The organism is Paenibacillus sp. 2TAF8, assembly GCF_052114825.1.
GTDB lineage: Bacteria > Bacillota > Bacilli > Paenibacillales > Paenibacillaceae > Paenibacillus.
This window is the reverse complement of sequence record NZ_JBFRFN010000017.1, coordinates 49061-66273: the sequence shown is the minus strand read 5'-3', so window position 1 is coordinate 66273 and position 17213 is coordinate 49061. Positions and strand designations below refer to the sequence as shown.

The window sequence follows — 17213 nt, the reverse complement described above, 5'->3', positions numbered from 1 at the left end:
GTCTATTGATATGTGATTTTTTTGTAAATGTAGTGTGCAAATCGCCCACAAAAGTGATGTCTCCACTAAGATAATTACCTCAGAAAGAAGAGGGCCATGCGCCACCGCACAGCCCATTAAGAGGAGGAAATGCAACACGTATTAAACTACAGGTTCATTTTGCTTTTTGAAAAAGTATTCAATCACTAATTCAAGCACAGGTCCCGGTACTGCACGCTGCAGCTGGGACAGATCACCAAATTCCATGCGATACGGCTGCTCGGTACTGCTCGGAATCCAGTAGGGTAGAGGTTTACCCGTGGAATCCAAGCCATTAGGATCACCTGTCGCAATGAAATTCGATAGATAATTACACATCTGGCGTGCCAGATCATAATGTTTACCCGTGAAAGGGCGCCAGCATTTGGCGAGTGTCTCAAAAAAGAACCATAGATCAACCGAATGGAACGTGCCTGGCTGATCCCAGCCGGGAATCTCTGCGTCGAAATTATAATAATAGAGTGGTGTTTCAGACGGATGACCGCTGTTGGAGCGAATTACCAGCTGAATCGCATGTTCAATCATGCGCACAGAAGCTCGCTGTAAGGCATGATCCAGATCGCTAGTATCGGCTTCACATCGTTCTAAAAAGGCAGGAGCATCCTCGCCAAATAGCTCTGTAGCCATCTGTTTCAGTTCCTCCACACTGTTTACCGCAGGTTTGGTCCAGAATTCGGAGGACGTGTGTCCAAGCATGACGGGCACGAGTTCACGCTTATGCTGCATGAAACGAGTGAACGGATCACCTACGCAGAACTGATCATCAATGACCGTTCCCCAGAAGCTTCGATATTCCAGTATTTTATCCCGTAAAGTGACGGCATCCAGCTGTCTGGCTTCATCCAGTGAAGATACGCCTAGAAAACGGAAAAATTCAACGCCTTTCTGCTCGGCTTCCCGCAGCGTATTGCGAACAGCGGGTACAGGAACATTTGGATATAACTCTGTTGCAATACCGCTCATGATGACAGCTCGCTGAAATTGGCCTTTGTTTTGTGGAGAGGTCATTTGACTAAGAACACTGCCACCGCCAGCAGACTGTCCCCCAATTGTAATCTGATCCGGGTCACCGCCGAACGCAGCGATATTACGCTTCACCCACGCTGTTCCTGCCTGCTGATCCAGATGTCCAAAGTTTGCAGGTGCATGTGGTGACTCCGCACTGATCTCTGGATGACACAGGAAACCAAATGCATTCAAGCGGTAATTGATGGTCACGACCACAATGCCTCTGCGTGCAATACGCTCACCGTCAAATTCCATCTCCGCGGTGTGACCGACTTGGAGTCCACCACCGAAATACCAGACAAAGACAGGCAGCTTCTCATCCGTTCGTTTGGCAGGTGTCCATACATTTAAATACAGACAATCTTCATTCATCGGCAGGTCGGGATCAACAGCCCATTCCCTAGTGTAGATGTTATTATCGTCGATCACGGTTGGCACTTGCATGGAGGTTGGCGCAAAATCAAAGGCTTGCAGGACGCCATCCCAATCGGAAGCAGGCTGCGGCGCACGCCATCGGTTTTGACCTACCGGGGGAGCAGCGAATGGGATACCTTTGAAGCTTGTAATACGAGGGTCCGCGGCAGGTAGTCCTTGAACTTTACCATTTTCTACTGTAACCGTTCTAAGCAACACAACATTCTCCTCTCTGAATTGAACATCGTTAATATATGTCGATCCAAGATGTGTTTTTGGTTGCGCTTACAATTATGCTGGGTGATAAGCCCTCTATCTCTATAATAAGCAACTTGAAGCGTTGTTTCCAGCATCGAAATTAAACCAATAACCCCTCACAATGATATATAATGACTGGTATCACGAATGGAGGTGCTGGATGTGGACTCATTATGGCGAGACGGGAGCAGGGAGAGCCAGGTTTATTTTATCAGCGGCGGACATAAACCGGTCAATCTCCACCAATGGGGCCCAGGCGTGCGTGACGTCTATGCACTGCATTTTATCATTCGAGGGCAGGGCACACTGGAAACCGGCGGACAGCATTTTCGGCTGGGTGCAGGCGAGAGTTTTATCCTTTTTCCGCAAAAAGAAATCTATTACTATCCCGACCCGGCGGACCCGTGGGAGTACGTATGGATCGAGTTCAACGGACGAGATGCGGGGCGAATCGTAGATATGACACAACTATCGGTTATGCACCCTGTACTGCCAGTTGCACCGGAAACGATGGAGCCATGGTTTCATTTGGCCTGGAATGCAGGTGCATCACCAAGTGAAGTATTAAGAGCCGATGCACGTTTGCATCTGTTATTGTCCTATTACATCGAATTTTTCCCGAGCGAGGAGCAGACAGAAACCAGAGATGAGGTATGGATGGCGAAAACCTATATTGAGCAAAATTACTGGCAATCGTCCTTAACGGTTGCAGAGATTGTGCAGGCCGTAAATCTGGAGCGAAGTTACCTGTTCCGCAAGTTCAAGGAGGCCACGGGTGAATCGGTATCAACGTACATAACGGCATGTCGTATCCGGCGTGCCCGCGAGCTGCTCATGTCATCCCATTTGTCCATTCAATCCATAGCGTATTCGGTGGGATATAATGATCCGCTTTATTTTTCCAGAGTATTCAAAAAGGCAACATCACATACGCCATCAGCCTACATGATGTTGCACCAGAAAAAAACAAAACATTARGATAAGAGAGCTTCGTATCAGTACGCGAATGAGTCGGTACGACGCCAACAGCGATTGAAAGGTTATTCTGTCATCGGAGTGGACTGTGTGAAATCTTTACTTCAACTTATATAGTAAGACAGATTACAGATCGGGTTTAGCGAAAAAGAGCACAATTTCCGGACTCGCGGAAGTACCGAATCAGTTTCTCAATCGGCTCCCGTCCGCAATTCAGCTTCACCCCAAGACAATCGATGCAGACATATTGCCGGGCCGTTAAAGAGACTAATTTCAGATAAATGCCGACATCGTCGGAAGTGAGCGGAACCTGACAGGTTGTGCATAGCCGGCTTTGCGCCATTTATTTCACCAGTGTGGCCCGTACGACGAGGCAATCATGGGCCGCCACTACGGGTGCATAACGCTCGCGGAATACACCCAGCTCCTTGTGCTCCCAGCAGTCATAGAGGGACAGGGAGTAACCTGATGCGTAAGGCAGTCCCATATCCCAGAATTGCAGGGACAATTCGCGCTGGCTGTCACTCAGGTTGAAGAAACCAATTGCCAGATCACCATCCGTAAGCACCTTTACGAGCATGAATACATCATCGGTATGGAACCATTGCGGCTCGGGTTTGATGCGGTAAGCCCCGCGTGCCTCTGCATCCTGATTGATGGCAAGCAGATCCGGGTTCAGCAAAATGTCCTTGGTGACCTGATTGGCTTTGCGCACATCACATCCGATCATGAGGGGTGAACCCATCATCGACCAGAGGGAGAAATGGGTTTTGTATTCAATATCGTTGCAGCCGCCGATGCTGCCGATAAAGTCATTGTTACTGCCGCCATACATCCCGACGATGAGCATATCCATGTCGTTGTGGCAGAACGAACCCGTGTAGCTTTGTTTTCCGAGCTGTGAAAGGGCTAGTTCTTTGACCGAATCCCAGTTGTCGCGGATATCTCCGGTGGAACGGTACATATGTGCACCTGATTCACGAATCCATTCATAGACATTGTCCTCTCCCCAATTGCAGGCGGAGAAAAGAATATCACGGCCGCAGTTTTTGAGCGCAAGACTCATGCGTTTGTAGAGTAGCTCACCAGAGATATGACGTGGCTTGAAGCAGTAGTCATATTTTAAATAATCCACGCCCCACTCGGCGAATAATGCCGCATCCTGAAATTCATGCTCGAAGCTGCCCGGATAACCTGCACAAGTATGTGTTCCGACACAGGAGTACATGCCAAACTTCAGTCCTTTGTCGTGGATATAATCTGCAAGCGCCTTCATTCCACTCGGGAATTTGGCAGGGTCTACGACCAGATTGCCACCCGCATCCCGTTCCTTCAGGCTCCAGCAATCATCAATGACAATGTACTCGTATCCGGCATCCCGGTATCCCTCTGTTACAAAGACATCGGCAACATCCCGAATCAACTGTTCATTGATATCCCACGTAAACGTATTCCATGAATTCCAGCCCAGTGCAGGGGCAAATCCCATCATTGTATTGGTGTTATTGCTCATGATCTAACTCGCTTCCTTCCTTGTCCTGTTTTTTTGAAATAACGAAGTGTGACTCTTCCATGCTGTAAATAAGCGTAAATAACTATCATGAACTTACCGAATTAAGGGTGTTTTAACCATAGCTTCACGTTGCTTGGACATGGACAAATGTTGTTTGGGTTAATGAAAGGTATATGGATAGAGATGATGTATGTTGAGGGGAACTAGTGTCCAACTATTACTTCTGATTTGGAGATGTACATTAAGAGTGAAAATAAAGATACCGTGAAATACGATATCTTGAAAGGCGACAAATATTGAATTACCACATCATCTCTGTGTAATTTAACCTGTATAATTTTCAGAAAATTGCAAAGGGGTCAGGGATAAATTTTCAATTCCTTATGTAGATCATACATCATCTTTGTAAGAGGTTTATTTTTGAATTGGTCCTCAGTAATTTCTGGTCCGAAAATAATTTTTTTGATTTCTGAATCAGATAAATTGATTTTGCCCAATACTTTTTGAATTTCCTCGTTTTGTGTGTTGTTGTACATCTGTTTTTTTTCGATTAGTTCAAGTACTTCAGTGCTATGAATTTGATACGCCTCGCGAATTCTCATTCCTGCAATATTATGTTCGGTACCACCTTCTGTTTTCACAATAATTTTCATATCATCTGAAGTGGTTCCATCATAAGTGAACTTTATATCATTAATCCAGTTGATTGAACTATCAAAAGGAGAGGAAAATTCTAATTTTTTTGATCCCTTAATTCTGTTGCAATTTCCGCACACTGGTATTAAATTATACAGGCAAATTGAAAACAAAGGAAATTTAGCTTTATTAAAGAAATGATCTAATTGTGCTCCTGCAACATTATCTGCCCTGCAGTTGATATAATCTCTATTGCAATAGGGACATACATTAAGACTGGAGCTTCGAACTAATCTGACACGTATAGATACCTTGTTAACCTCCGAATTTGCAATAATTGAGTAGGAGTCATGTAGTTTTCTATATAACTTCTTCATAGGAGGACTATTTTTATCTGATTTTAAAAAGCATTCTTTATTCATTATTTCAAGGTTATTATTGATAAAGGAGTATGCTTCCTTTAACTTTTGCAAAGGTGCAAGAACTAGGGTCTTAAATTCATCAGTACTCTCATCATAGAAGTTAGAGGGTAAATATTTTTTACAACTTTTCAAAATTAGTTTTTGACAAGGGGGAGGTATTTTGTCAATAACAGCTTTCCAATATTCAATTTCAAACTCTTCTGAATAATTTTGAATTTGAATCATTCTGCGTCTTTCCTTTCTTTAAATAATTTAAACTGTTCGATCTTGAAATTCAATTCATCTCTCTGTTTAACTAAAAGATCCAACTCAGCATCCTTACCTAACTTTTGGCTAAGAGTGAGCATTAGTTTTTCTCTATATACTTGTTCACCAATTTTATTAATCAATTGGCTAATTTGTTCATATAATTGCTCAGACTCAAAAGGCCTGTCAAAGTATTGTTTTAGAAATGTGCTGATTTTGGGCTTAATTTTATTGTTTTCATCAGGACTCAGTAATTCACTGATATCTACAATGAATTTACGACTATATTCACCTATGGTGTATTTCATAAAGAAATTATGTGTAAGGAGCTTGTGTATATTTTGGCCAAAAGTTTGGTCGAACTCGGTATCTTCCTTTGAAAGATAAGAAATGTCCTCACTAAGAACATCGGAGATAATAAATGGTGAGTTTGTCGTAATAACGATTTGGATCTTAGATTCAGTTCTTGAAGCATGTATGAGATCAATAAGAATTGAAATGTAGTTTCGCTGCCATTCAGGGTGATAATAAAGCTCTCCTTCATCGATAAATAGAAGAGCAGTTTCTCCTTCGTGTAATGCCTCATCATCACTAAAAAGTTGAGTTCCAACTAAATTCTCAAAAGTTTTTGAATACTTCCGATGGCCCTCTAGAAACCAGTAGAGCTTAGATAAAAAAGAAAATTTAGCATGCTGTCCAGATGAAAAATGTCCAAGCTTGGCATCAGGTAAAGTAAGAAACTGATTTATAGAGTTAAGATTCTTATCAAGATTTTTTACCAATATTTGTTTTTCAGGAGGTTCAGATAAGGTACTCATCACAAAAAAATTCTTATCTTCTGGGAAATCAAAATATTCCGAAGAATCTTCTTGTTCCAAATAGTCTAAAAAAGCAAGTTGATAACATAGATCCTTGTTGACTGTTTCAAAAGGCCTAGCTCGCTTATTTTTTTTATTAATTATAGCGTTGTTTATAACATTTCTTTTTTCTATGAAACTTGAATTTTCAGAATAATTAACTTGCCTAAAACCGATAAGGGATTTGGCCAAATCTTCTTTATTGCTCTTGTTTTCATCTTCATTGTCTGTTTTTTTTCTTTCTTCTTTTCTGGTTGTCAGTTCTTCGATATCAAATAGACTATCTTGGTTAACACTGAGCATACTTGAGAAATATACAACTTTGCTTAATTCATTTCTACTTTCATATGCTTTGTGATTAAAGGCATTGGCACCTGAAGTCATGGTACTGTTTATATTTGTCAAATAATATGGTTGATCACCTAAATGGAATACAATAAAAAATTCGATGTTATTCTCCATTATTTTATAAGGTTCATATTCAAGTTCATTTACGACTCCGTTATTACATGAAATATGTTTCTCTTTTATTAAATGGATGAGGCGGAAAAAAGTATCTCGTAAAAAATCTACCGTACTGGTTTTGCCCATACCATTCTTGCCAACTATACATGAAAGTGAGTAGACTTTATTTCCATAAAAATTTGGGATCTCATCGGAGTTAAATGAAGCTTTGAGTTCTTTAGTGTTAACGTTATAAGTGAATTTATGGTCAAAATCAATTATCTGAGATTTCATACCTCTATAGCGATTAATATAAAGAAGTGAAAACTTAAGAGGCCTGTAAATGTACTCTGATTCTTGTGAATAATCTTCGTTTATGAATTCCAGTATTTTTTGTTCTGATTCTATTGAACGATATTTATCTAACATCCAATCTTGATAGGAGTATTCGAAAATCACCTCTGTACTAGGATTATCTATGTAGGTTACAGATATCTGTTTATTGTCAGAATGAAGATGTATATTGATAATTGCTTTTTCATTTATGATAAACTGTCTATTGAAATTAAAAGAATTTGTCCAATAGCCATAAATACTTTTTTGATGATCATCTACTATTAATCCAAGCTTGTCCGACGCTAGATTTTCATCAAGATGAAGATAATTTCTAATTAAATGTTCTTGGACTCCGTATTTTTGATAAAGACTGGAGTTCATTAAATCTGCTATAAGTAAACTGTCCAAAAAACTGAATTTATATTTTTGCTTTTCTGGAACAGGTATTGAGGAGTATTCAATGATGGTGAATACTTGGTTTCTGTATACACCTTTATTAACGATTTTATATAACTCGTACTTTTGAAGTAAAAGATCAATAACTTCTACAGGAAGGTTTCTTATATTCTCCCGAATACTTTCAATCCCACTGAAGGCGAAACCGAAATCACTTGGCGTTCCAGCATTTGTAATATGTCTATAGATAGCACTAACTGTAGCATCTTTTTTTAAAATTAAACTGTCATCTTTAGGATAAAATTTGCAGAGGAATTTGATTGCTCTCTGATTATCTGTGAAATTCCCATAATAATTTTGGTAAAATTCAACCAAGCCCGAGTAGAGCAAACTTTCTATTGGGGTGTCATCCAACACATCGACTACTTCTATACGTTTTTGCTCAAGGGTATTGTAAAACCCGTAAGCCACATGTCTGTGACGCAGCAAATTCTTATAATCAACATAGGTCTTAAGTTCATTGTGGCTCGGTACCATGGAATTTAACAATTGTATAGCAAAGAACATAATATCATTCTCATAATGGTCAGTTACATATGGACGGGAACGTACCACATCTATAGCTTGTTCTTCCAATTCAAAGACAGTATCTAAAGAAGATAACAAATCCTTTATATCCATAGAGTCAATCATTAATAATTTTTCTTTTCCTGCGGGTATGTATTCTTGAAAATTAATTATTGCTTGTTTAATATTTCTTAATTGGTGTTCCTCCATATTTGAAGATTCCTTTCTTTCATAAATTTAATTGCTTACTATATATTATTTAGGGTCATTAAAAGAGTAAAGTGAAAATATGGTAAAAGAGAATTTCAAATATTATCCTTCTGGCGAAGCTTTTTTTTATCGTTTATACTTGTAAAGCCAATTTACTTGAGGAGTTGTCTAACGAATCATGAATAAAAAAGAAGTCGCGCACATTCGCAAACAATTCAAGCTGGATCATGACCTGCTGAATATTTACGACATCCTGAATGTCTATATTACGAAAGAAACGAATGAAGTCTATCACTGGGAACGCCATCCGTTTGAACTGGTGGATCGGGAGAAACAAGAGTTGTATATGGGCAATTTCAAAAAATTGCTTACAGGTGAACTGGATCAGAAACTGTTCGAACTGAAATTCCAGGAAGAAGCAGAAGAGCCAGCACAGGTTATGCTTCACCAAGCACTGGTTACGGGTGACCCCGATGAATGGCAGGATCTCATGCTCACACTCGTGGAGCGTATGATGGCCGATGCCAAGTATGAGCGGGACATGGTGGTTACGTTTATCAAAGGGCAGTATTATCTGCCAACCCAAGCGAGAAATGAAGCAACGGAGGAAAGCGAGAAAAATGAGGTGTTTGCTCATCCCTTCATCCTGTGCAGCATGAATTCCACGGAGAAACAGCGGAAGACGATGCTGTTTGATTATGTGGAAAGGGAATTCAAATACAACATTATCGTGGATCCGATCATCAAATTGAGCACGCCTGAGCAGGGCTTCCTGTATCCAAGCGTGACGGACAACTATTCGGATGTAAACCGTGTGCTGTACTGCACCGGGAAATCCAATTTCCCTGATCCTCATTTTGTAGAAAATGTGCTCAATGGTGAGCGCTCCGTAACGGCACTGGAGGAGCGGGCGATATTCGAAGATATCGTCAAAGAGATAACGGGTGAGCAGATGGATGCCACCACGCTGGCCCATGTGTATGAAGAGATTAACCGGGTCATTGAAGTGAACGAGGAATCACATGAGGAAGAGCCGCCTAAACTGGATTACAAAGATGTAGAACGTCTGCTTACGGCGAGCGGCGTGGAAGAACTGACCACCGAGAAGGTGGAGCGTGCTTTTGAGACGATCGTAGACAATAAAAACTATGAGCTTAAGGCAAACAGTGTGATGCCGAAGTACACTTCCAAATCCATCAAAATTGATACCAAGGTGGCGACCATCTCCATCAGTCCGCAGGATCTCAAATATGTGAGACAAGTCAACTATCAGGGAAGACGTTGTATCATGATTGAAGTGGATGAGGATGCGGTGATTGAGGGATTCACGCTTGCAACGGAGAATCTGTAAAGATCATTTAAATTCTACCGAGCAGAGGAATACATGAAACAAAAATAAACGTTCAAAAATCCCGGAAGTCATTAATGACTTTCGGGATTTTTTATGCACATTAGACCCAGCCTGTAAATGCCAGAATGGATGCTTTGGCAGATTGGGCTTCCATATGAGCCCCTGTTCGCCATGCCTTCGGTGACTCGCCTATTAATCTGGCGAAACAGCGGTTGAAGCTGGAGATGGATCTGAAACCGACCTGCTCGGAGATCGAGAGCACGGAGGCATCGGTACTTTTTAATCGTTTGCAGGCCTCTTCTACACGTGTGCTGTTCAGGAAATCAAGCGGTGTCGTGCCCATAATCTCTTGAAATTTACGGCGAAAATGGGTGGTGCTCAGATGACATAACTCTGCAAGCTCGTCAATCGTCACCGGCATCATATAACTTCTCGTGATAAACTCCAGAGCCGGAGATATAACGAGATCATGCTGACGGCTCTGAATCTCCGTTTCTTGTGGCTGTTCCAGCTCCTGATTTAGATTTCGGCTGTGGCTGTTCTCATCACTCGATTGAATACGCAGCAACTCAATATACAGCGACATTAACAACCCGTATGCGCTTTCCCGGTAGAAAGGGGACTGCCGCTGGATTTCTTCCACAATCGATGTTGCCAGCGTATATACCTTTGGATATTGATCTTTATGTAACACACAACGGCTTGCTTGAATTGCACGCAGATTAGGTTCCAAGGTGCTCTGCGGTATTTTTAATGAATGTTGGAACAGTTCTTCCGGTGAAAAAAAGAGATAAGCCCACCTGCTTGCCGTATTAGGTGAACTGTAGGTGGTATGGGGTAGATATCGAGGGAGAAATGTGACGTCTCCAGCTCGGAATGGAACACTTTCTCCCTTAATCTCCATCATCCCACCATCCGAATAACAGATGCCGATCTCCATATGGTTATGGAAATGCAGATGCTTACTCTTGATAGCCGAGATTTTCCAGCGCTCCCCGCTGAGCAACAGAACCGGAAAATCGATGGGCAAGCTATAGTGGCGGTATTCAATGATAGGTTTCTTCGGTTTGGGCATGTTCAGCTGCTCCCATTCGTCGGATTATAAATGATCGAAATTGCGCAGTTTTGTTGCGAATATGCTTAGATGCTGACTATTTTACTGCGTACAATGAAATAAGTAAAGCGTTTACATCACAGGACGGTCACTTCTTGTACTCAAATTATGAGAAGTGTGCGCATGAGAGGGGAATATCAATGCTGCAAGTGAAATACGACCGTGAACAAATTTTAAACGTGATTCAGAACGTAACGAGCAAAACACTGGATATGGATCTGACTTGGGATTGGCCGTGCGGCGTAGCCTATTACGGGGTATCGAGAGCCTATCAAACGACAGGGGATCAGCAGATTCTGGACAGACTGGTCAAGTGGGCGGATGAATATATAGAGCTGGGTTTGCCTAGCTGGACGGTGAATACATGTGCGATGGGGCATGTGCTGGTCACGTTATATGAAGAGACCGGGGATCAGAAGTATTGGGATATCGTCATGAGCAAAGTGGATTATTTGCAAAATCATGCACTCCGCTTTGGCGACCGCGTGCTGCAGCACACGGTGTCAACATCGAATGATTTTCCCGAACAGGCCTGGGCGGACACGCTATTTATGGCGGCTTTTTTCCTGCTACGAGTGGGCAGTAAGCTGAAAGATGAAGCGATGATTCAGGATGCCCTGAATCAGTATTACTGGCATATCAAATACCTGCAAGATCCTGGCACAGGCTTGTGGTACCACGGTTATGACAACGTAAACAAGGATCACATGTCCGGATTTTACTGGGGACGGGCGAATGCGTGGGGAGCTTACACGATGTCCCAAGTGAAACCACAGCTTAAAGAGTGGTACTTGTACCCACAATGTATGGACGTAGAGTGTTCATTGCGTGATCAACTTGCGGCCCTCAAGTTGCTACAGACGGAAAACGGTTTGTGGCGTACCGTGCTGGATGATCCGGAATCGTATGAGGAAGTTTCTGCATCGTGTGGCATTGCCGCAGCTATGATCAATAACGACAACCCGCTGCATACGAAATATGTGCAAAAGGCTCTGCAAGGCGTTTTGAGCAATATCAGTGAAGACGGGCGTGTGTTAGGAGTATCCGGTGGGACGGCTGTGATGAAGGATCGCGATGGGTACCGCAACATTCCGAAGGATTGGAGCCAAGGTTGGGGACAAGGATTGGCACTCGCTTTTCTTTCAGACATGTTGAGATAAGGGGGGGACTGAATTGCCGAAAACAATCAAAGGCTCGTTTACTTTACCGGGAGAATCGGGTTACGAGGCGCTTACGCTGGAACTGGCTGAACGGTGGGGAGCGGATGTCATCCGTGACAGTGACGGGACAAAGTTGTCGGATGAGATCATTCAAGCGGGTTATGGCATTTATTCGACCATCTGCATCATCCGGGATCATAATGAGTGGGCATCGAGGAATTCTGATAAGCTGCAGCAATGTTTTCTGGTTACCCAGCCCAAGGTGGTGGTACAGGATTATATCTCCATCTATCTGATGGAGGACTTTTTTGCCGAACAGTTCAGGGTGAACGATTCGAAGGAAGCATTGAAATACTGGCAGGTATATGACCGGACGACGGGGCAGGAGGTGCCTAGAAGCCAGTGGAACTATGAAAGGGAATCTGGAAACGTGGTCATTACCGGCATTACGTCTTGGCATAAATACACGGTAAGTTTCATGGTTTATCGTATTTGGGAAGAGATCTCCATGTATAACCATACAACCAACCACTGGGATAAGGAGCACCTGATGCAGATCGATCCCATCTATGAGGACACGCAGACTTATCTGCTGGATTGGATGAAAAAGTGGTGCGTTGCCCACCCGGAAACAACGGTTGTGCGATTTACGTCGCTTTTCTATAATTTTGCCTGGATCTGGGGCAGTGATGAACGGAACCGCCATCTGTTCTCGGACTGGGGCTCATATGATTTCACGGTGAGTTCAAGAGCGCTCGATTTATTTGCTGAAAAATATGGCTATACACTCACAGCAGAGGATTTTGTGAATGGCGGGAAATACCAGGTCAGCCATATGCCTGCGGGGCAGCGTAAGCTGGATTGGATGGCGTTTATCAATGATTTTGTCATTGATTTTGGACAAAAACTGATTAATATCGTGCATCAGCATGGCAAGCTGGCCTATGTATTTTACGATGATAGTTGGGTGGGCATGGAGCCGTATAATGATCGCTTTGAAGAGTTTGACTTCGATGGCATGATCAAATGTGTCTTCTCCGGGTATGAGGCAAGAATGTGCTCAGGCATCAAAGTGGATACACATGAGATTCGTCTTCACCCGTATCTGTTTCCTGTTGGTCTCGGCGGATTGCCAACGTTTAAGGAAGGCGGAAATCCAACACTGGATGCCAAAAACTACTGGATTAACATCCGGCGCGCGTTGCTGCGTGAGAAAATCGACCGGATTGGCCTGGGTGGATACCTGCATTTGGTGGAGCCTTATCCTGATTTTGTGGAATATATCGAGAAGGTCGCGGATGAGTTCAGGGAGGTCAAGGAGCTGCATCAGGCGGGTCAGCCAGTTCAGCTTCAGACACGGGTAGCGGTGCTCCATAGCTGGGGCCGGTTGAGATCATGGACGTTGTCGGGACATTTCCATGAGACGTATATGCATGATCTGATCCATATTAACGAGGCGCTATCCGGACTGCCAGTAGACGTACGGTTCATCGATTTTGAAGATATTCGCCAGGGTGTGCTGAACGAGGTAGATGTGGTTATTAATGCGGGGAGAGCAGGTTCTGCATGGAGCGGTGGCCAGCATTGGCATGACACGGCATGTGTAGATCGGCTTACTCGTTGGGTACACGAAGGTGGCACATTCATCGGCGTCAACCAGCCGTCGGCGGTAGAAGGTTATGATACTTTTTTTCGGATGGCTCATGTGCTTGGGGTTGATGAGGATACAGGTTCGCGTGTAGTGCATGGAAAATGGGCTTATGACGTGCAGGATCGGCATGATCTTATGCCGGAAGGTGCGATATTGGCAGGCAAGCCGCAACTCTATCTGACGGATGGAACGGCTGAGGTGGTGCAGGAAACGGAAGGCAACATTGCGTTGTCTGTACATGCTTTTGGTAAAGGAAAGGGAATCTATCTGTCTTCGTTCGAATTCAACTGGGTGAATGCAAGGCTATTGCTGAATCTGATCCGCTTTGCAGGTAATGAGCAGCACAATACCAAGTATATTACGGATAATTTGTATACGGAGTGTGCGTATTATCCCGAGAGTGCCAAGCTGGTTGTGATCAATAATAGTGATCAAGCACAGACGACAACGATTGACACCGAACATGGGATGCAGAAGGTGCATATCGCTCCATTTGATACGAAAATCGCCGAGATTGGGACGCAGGCATCGGTATAACATCAGCTACTCTCCATGTTGTTATGTTATCGAAGTGTCCGTGAAAATGATTAGTTTAACACAAGAAAGCTCAAAGCACACAGCACATACGCTGCAAAGCTTTGAGCTTTTTGTTGCGCCAACACATTTTATAATGAATGCCATACGTTACATGTATGGGCATACGCCCTGATGTGCTAGACTAATGAAAAGTTATGTCAAAACTTGAAGCTATGTATAGCGCAAGTTGATTTTAATTACTATGAGACTAAACGGATTCAGTTTACACTTTAACGGAGAGGACAGAAAAAAACTGAAAAAGCGAAGCGATCGCCTAAAAGCTTTCTGAAAGAAAGCTGCATCGAAAGCACACGCTTATCACCGGATTTTCCCCTTGAAAGAGGAATCGAAAAAAATCTGGGGATAACAGCGATTAGAAGGATTTTCTGTCATCGTAGTGTCCGTGTAAACTTAATCCTTACAAAAGGAGTTGCTCACATGAATGTAAACGAGGTTATGCAAGAACTTGAGGCTTTGGGCAAGGAACGCACGAAAAAGATCTATTTGTCCAATGGTGCGCATGAACCCTTGTTTGGTGTTGCTACAGGAGCCATGAAGCCAATGGCGAAGCTTATTAAGAAAAATCAGCCGCTTGCTGAGCAGTTATACGCAACAGGCAACTATGATGCGATGTATTTTGCAGGCGTTATCGCTGAACCGAAAGTGATGACCCATGCCGATTTTGATCGCTGGATGGATGCTGCGTATTTCTACATGGTGTCTGATTATGTGGTTGCTGTAACGTTGGCGGAGACAGATATTGCTCAGAATGTTGCGGACACCTGGATTGCCAGTGGGGAAGAGCTGAGAATGTCCGGCGGATGGAGCTGTTACTGCTGGCTCTTAGGCAGTCGCAAGGATACCGAGTTTGAAGAAGAAAAATTTAGACAAATGCTTGAGCAGGTAGAACAAACGATTCACACCGCTCCTGAACGGGCCAAAATAGCTATGAATCTTTTCATCTACACAGTCGCCATGTCTTATGTTCCGCTGCATGAGCTGGCAGTGGAAACGGCAAAAAGGGTTGGTCCACTTGAAGTGGGTCTGGACAAGCCGAAAAGCAAGCAGATCAGTGCTTCCGACAATATTCAAAAGGCACTGGACCGCAATCAGCTAGGTTTCAAACGCAAATATGTAAGATGTTAGTCCGAAACGTGTATTCCATTATCACCATGGCTCGTTATAATGGTGTTAATGGATGACACGGGTGGGGGAGACAACAACGGACATGAAACGCAAATTGAACTGTAAGCGTATTCAGTTACTGGATGATTGGAGTCTTAGAACGAAGTTATACATATTGTTTGTTTTTTGTGTACTGGTTCCCGTACTGGCAACGAATGCGGTATTTTATCAAAGCATCAAGGGACAGATTGAAGCCAAAGAACAAAGTCGAATCAACGAAATGCAGCAGCGGATTCGCTTTAATCTTCGGAACAGCTTGGACAACAGCTTGTACGTATCCAATTTTTTGTACACGGATGCCACGCTGAATCGGTTTATGGAATCCAAATACAACAATCAGGAAGATTATTATTTTGCATATTATGATATGCTGAGCGGCAACAATCTGGTTCGTTATTATTACAGTTACCAGCAAGTGAATCAGGTGACGTTTTATGTGGACAACGATACGTTCGTGAATGGTGGCAACTTCATCAAGTTGAACGATGATATCCGCAAGAGTGAGTGGTATCAAGCACTGATGAATACGGAAGATCAGATGATGATCTATTCCTATTTTGACAAGCAGCAGGCAGAGATGTCGCAGAATCAAGGCGGTCGTAAGGTTAGCATTATTCGCAAGCTTAATTATTTCGGGAAACAGCAAGTAGAGAAAGTGTTGAAGGTAGATCTCGACTACGCCTTTATTAACAAGTCATTCAAAAATGAGGGGGCTGGCGGGAAAATATATATCGTTTCGAATGACCGGATTATTTTCTCCAATGATGCACAGATGAACCAGCCACGGAAGCCGTTTCACCTGATGTCGAGTATGGTGAAGGATGCTGGGCAGTCTGCAGAATTGATCCCGGTTGTATCGGAAAACTGGAAAATTATCGTGCGTGGAGAGAAACTGGATTTTCTGACGGAGATCGTGGATTCCAGATTTAATCTGATGCTGCTGATCATTCTTAATCTGCTGGTGCCGACACTGCTCATCTGGCTGATCTCCAGATCCCTCGTTCACAGAGTAGGCCGGATTGCCAAACATCTGGATCAGGTAAAACAGGAGCAATTCGAGGTCATTGCAGAACCCGCTGGTAAGGATGAGATCGGTAGTCTGACTCATAGCTACAACATGATGGTCATTAAGATCAAAAACCTGATCGAGATTGTCTTTAAAGGGCAGGTGGAACGGCAGGCGTTAGAGCTTTCGAAGAAACAAGCTGAATTAAAGGCGCTCCAGAGCCAGGTTAATCCACATTTTATGTTTAACACCCTTGAAACGATCCGCATGCGCAGTCTAATCAAGGATGAACATGAAACCTCTGACATTATTCAGAAGCTGGCGCTGCTGTTACGGCAAACGATTAATTGGGGCAACGATCTTGTTACCATTCAGGATGAAATTCGTTTTGTTGAGAGTTATCTGGTGATTCAGCAATACCGCTTTGGAGAGAAGCTTCAATTCGTTATTAACGTTGAGGATGCAGATATTTGGGAGATCAAGATTCCGAAGCTGACCGTACTAACATTTGTAGAGAATGCTTGTATTCATGGTATTGAGGGCAGTTTGAATGATGGTGTGGTGGAAGTGGAGTTCCAGAAGAAGAATGACCAATTGCACATCCTCATCCACGATACCGGGGTCGGTATGGAGGGTGAAAAGCTGGATATGCTTCGGAGTATGCTGCTTGATCCAAGTCTGGAGCGGCTTAGTGAGCTGAGCAGTATTGGGGTGATGAATGCTTATATCCGGCTTCGGATGTATTTTGATGAAACTGTGCAGGTGGATATTGTCAGTGAAAAGTACAAGGGGACTACGATTCGAATACAGATTCCGCTTGTACAAGCATCTCAGGGATAAGGAGCGAGG

General features: G+C 43.3%; 12 protein-coding genes. 6 read left to right on the top strand and 6 right to left on the bottom strand.

Annotation, left to right across the window (positions count from 1 at the left end; genetic code table 11):
- Positions 1-141 precede the first annotated feature (141 nt).
- Positions 142-1677: a carboxylesterase/lipase family protein gene (locus AB4Z30_RS22040; protein ID WP_441929651.1), complete on the bottom strand. Its 1536-nt coding sequence runs from the start codon at positions 1675-1677 to the stop codon at positions 142-144.
- Positions 1678-1866: 189 nt separating this feature from the next.
- Here AB4Z30_RS22040 and AB4Z30_RS22035 point away from each other — a divergent pair, with 189 nt between their 5' ends.
- Entirely contained in the window at positions 1867-2697 is an 831-nt protein-coding gene (locus AB4Z30_RS22035) for an AraC family transcriptional regulator (RefSeq protein ID WP_441929650.1), read from the top strand.
- A gap of 136 nt (positions 2698-2833) precedes the next feature.
- On the opposite strand, the gene AB4Z30_RS22030 is transcribed toward AB4Z30_RS22035, so the two are convergent.
- From AB4Z30_RS22030 to AB4Z30_RS22015, 4 genes are all read right to left on the bottom strand, one after another.
- On the bottom strand, positions 2834-3037 hold the full coding sequence (locus AB4Z30_RS22030; protein WP_441929601.1) for a hypothetical protein: 204 nt from the start codon (positions 3035-3037) through the stop codon (positions 2834-2836).
- Entirely contained in the window at positions 3038-4207 is a 1170-nt protein-coding gene (locus tag AB4Z30_RS22025) for a glycoside hydrolase family 27 protein (RefSeq protein ID WP_441929600.1), read from the bottom strand.
- A 359-nt stretch (positions 4208-4566) separates the two neighbouring features.
- Entirely contained in the window at positions 4567-5490 is a 924-nt protein-coding gene (locus tag AB4Z30_RS22020) for a hypothetical protein (RefSeq protein ID WP_441929599.1), read from the bottom strand.
- The gene (locus AB4Z30_RS22015) at positions 5487-8321 is read right to left on the bottom strand and encodes an AAA family ATPase (RefSeq protein WP_441929598.1); all 2835 of its coding nucleotides are present in this window, start codon (positions 8319-8321) and stop codon (positions 5487-5489) included. Before AB4Z30_RS22015 ends, AB4Z30_RS22020 begins: the two co-directional genes overlap by 4 nt.
- A gap of 178 nt (positions 8322-8499) precedes the next feature.
- Here AB4Z30_RS22015 and AB4Z30_RS22010 point away from each other — a divergent pair, with 178 nt between their 5' ends.
- Positions 8500-9672 (top strand): DUF4317 domain-containing protein, encoded by a 1173-nt coding sequence (locus tag AB4Z30_RS22010; RefSeq protein WP_441929597.1) that lies wholly within the window; start codon positions 8500-8502, stop codon positions 9670-9672.
- Positions 9673-9772: 100 nt separating this feature from the next.
- Here the strand turns inward: AB4Z30_RS22010 and AB4Z30_RS22005 are convergent, their stop codons facing one another.
- Complete coding sequence (locus AB4Z30_RS22005) at positions 9773-10747, bottom strand: helix-turn-helix domain-containing protein (protein WP_441929596.1); 975 nt, start codon at positions 10745-10747, stop codon at positions 9773-9775.
- 179 nt (positions 10748-10926) lie between these two features.
- On the opposite strand from AB4Z30_RS22005, the gene AB4Z30_RS22000 reads away from it, so the two are divergent.
- The 4 genes from AB4Z30_RS22000 to AB4Z30_RS21985 all read left to right on the top strand — a co-directional run bounded on the left by AB4Z30_RS22000 (position 10927) and on the right by AB4Z30_RS21985 (position 17204).
- Complete coding sequence (locus AB4Z30_RS22000) at positions 10927-11946, top strand: glycoside hydrolase family 88/105 protein (protein WP_441929595.1); 1020 nt, start codon at positions 10927-10929, stop codon at positions 11944-11946.
- A 13-nt stretch (positions 11947-11959) separates the two neighbouring features.
- The gene (gnpA, locus tag AB4Z30_RS21995) at positions 11960-14134 is read left to right on the top strand and encodes a 1,3-beta-galactosyl-N-acetylhexosamine phosphorylase (protein ID WP_441929594.1); all 2175 of its coding nucleotides are present in this window, start codon (positions 11960-11962) and stop codon (positions 14132-14134) included.
- 477 nt (positions 14135-14611) lie between these two features.
- On the top strand, positions 14612-15319 hold the full coding sequence (locus AB4Z30_RS21990; RefSeq protein WP_441929593.1) for a DNA alkylation repair protein: 708 nt from the start codon (positions 14612-14614) through the stop codon (positions 15317-15319).
- Between the two features lie 82 nt (positions 15320-15401).
- Entirely contained in the window at positions 15402-17204 is a 1803-nt protein-coding gene (locus tag AB4Z30_RS21985) for a cache domain-containing sensor histidine kinase (RefSeq protein ID WP_441929592.1), read from the top strand.
- Positions 17205-17213 lie beyond the last annotated feature (9 nt).

Excerpts from the sequence above, each read along its gene's own strand:
- AB4Z30_RS22020 (WP_441929599.1), bottom strand. The coding sequence starts at position 5,490 with ATGATTCAAATTCAAAATTATTCAGAAGAGTTTGAAATTGAATATTGG.
- AB4Z30_RS22015 (WP_441929598.1), bottom strand. The coding sequence starts at position 8,321 with ATGGAGGAACACCAATTAAGAAATATTAAACAAGCAATAATTAATTTT.
- AB4Z30_RS22005 (WP_441929596.1), bottom strand. The coding sequence starts at position 10,747 with ATGCCCAAACCGAAGAAACCTATCATTGAATACCGCCACTATAGCTTG.
- AB4Z30_RS21990 (WP_441929593.1), top strand. The coding sequence starts at position 14,612 with ATGAATGTAAACGAGGTTATGCAAGAACTTGAGGCTTTGGGCAAGGAA.
- AB4Z30_RS22000 (WP_441929595.1), top strand. The coding sequence starts at position 10,927 with ATGCTGCAAGTGAAATACGACCGTGAACAAATTTTAAACGTGATTCAG.
- AB4Z30_RS22030 (WP_441929601.1), bottom strand. The coding sequence starts at position 3,037 with ATGGCGCAAAGCCGGCTATGCACAACCTGTCAGGTTCCGCTCACTTCC.
- AB4Z30_RS22025 (WP_441929600.1), bottom strand. The coding sequence starts at position 4,207 with ATGAGCAATAACACCAATACAATGATGGGATTTGCCCCTGCACTGGGC.
- AB4Z30_RS22010 (WP_441929597.1), top strand. The coding sequence starts at position 8,500 with ATGAATAAAAAAGAAGTCGCGCACATTCGCAAACAATTCAAGCTGGAT.
- AB4Z30_RS21985 (WP_441929592.1), top strand. The coding sequence starts at position 15,402 with ATGAAACGCAAATTGAACTGTAAGCGTATTCAGTTACTGGATGATTGG.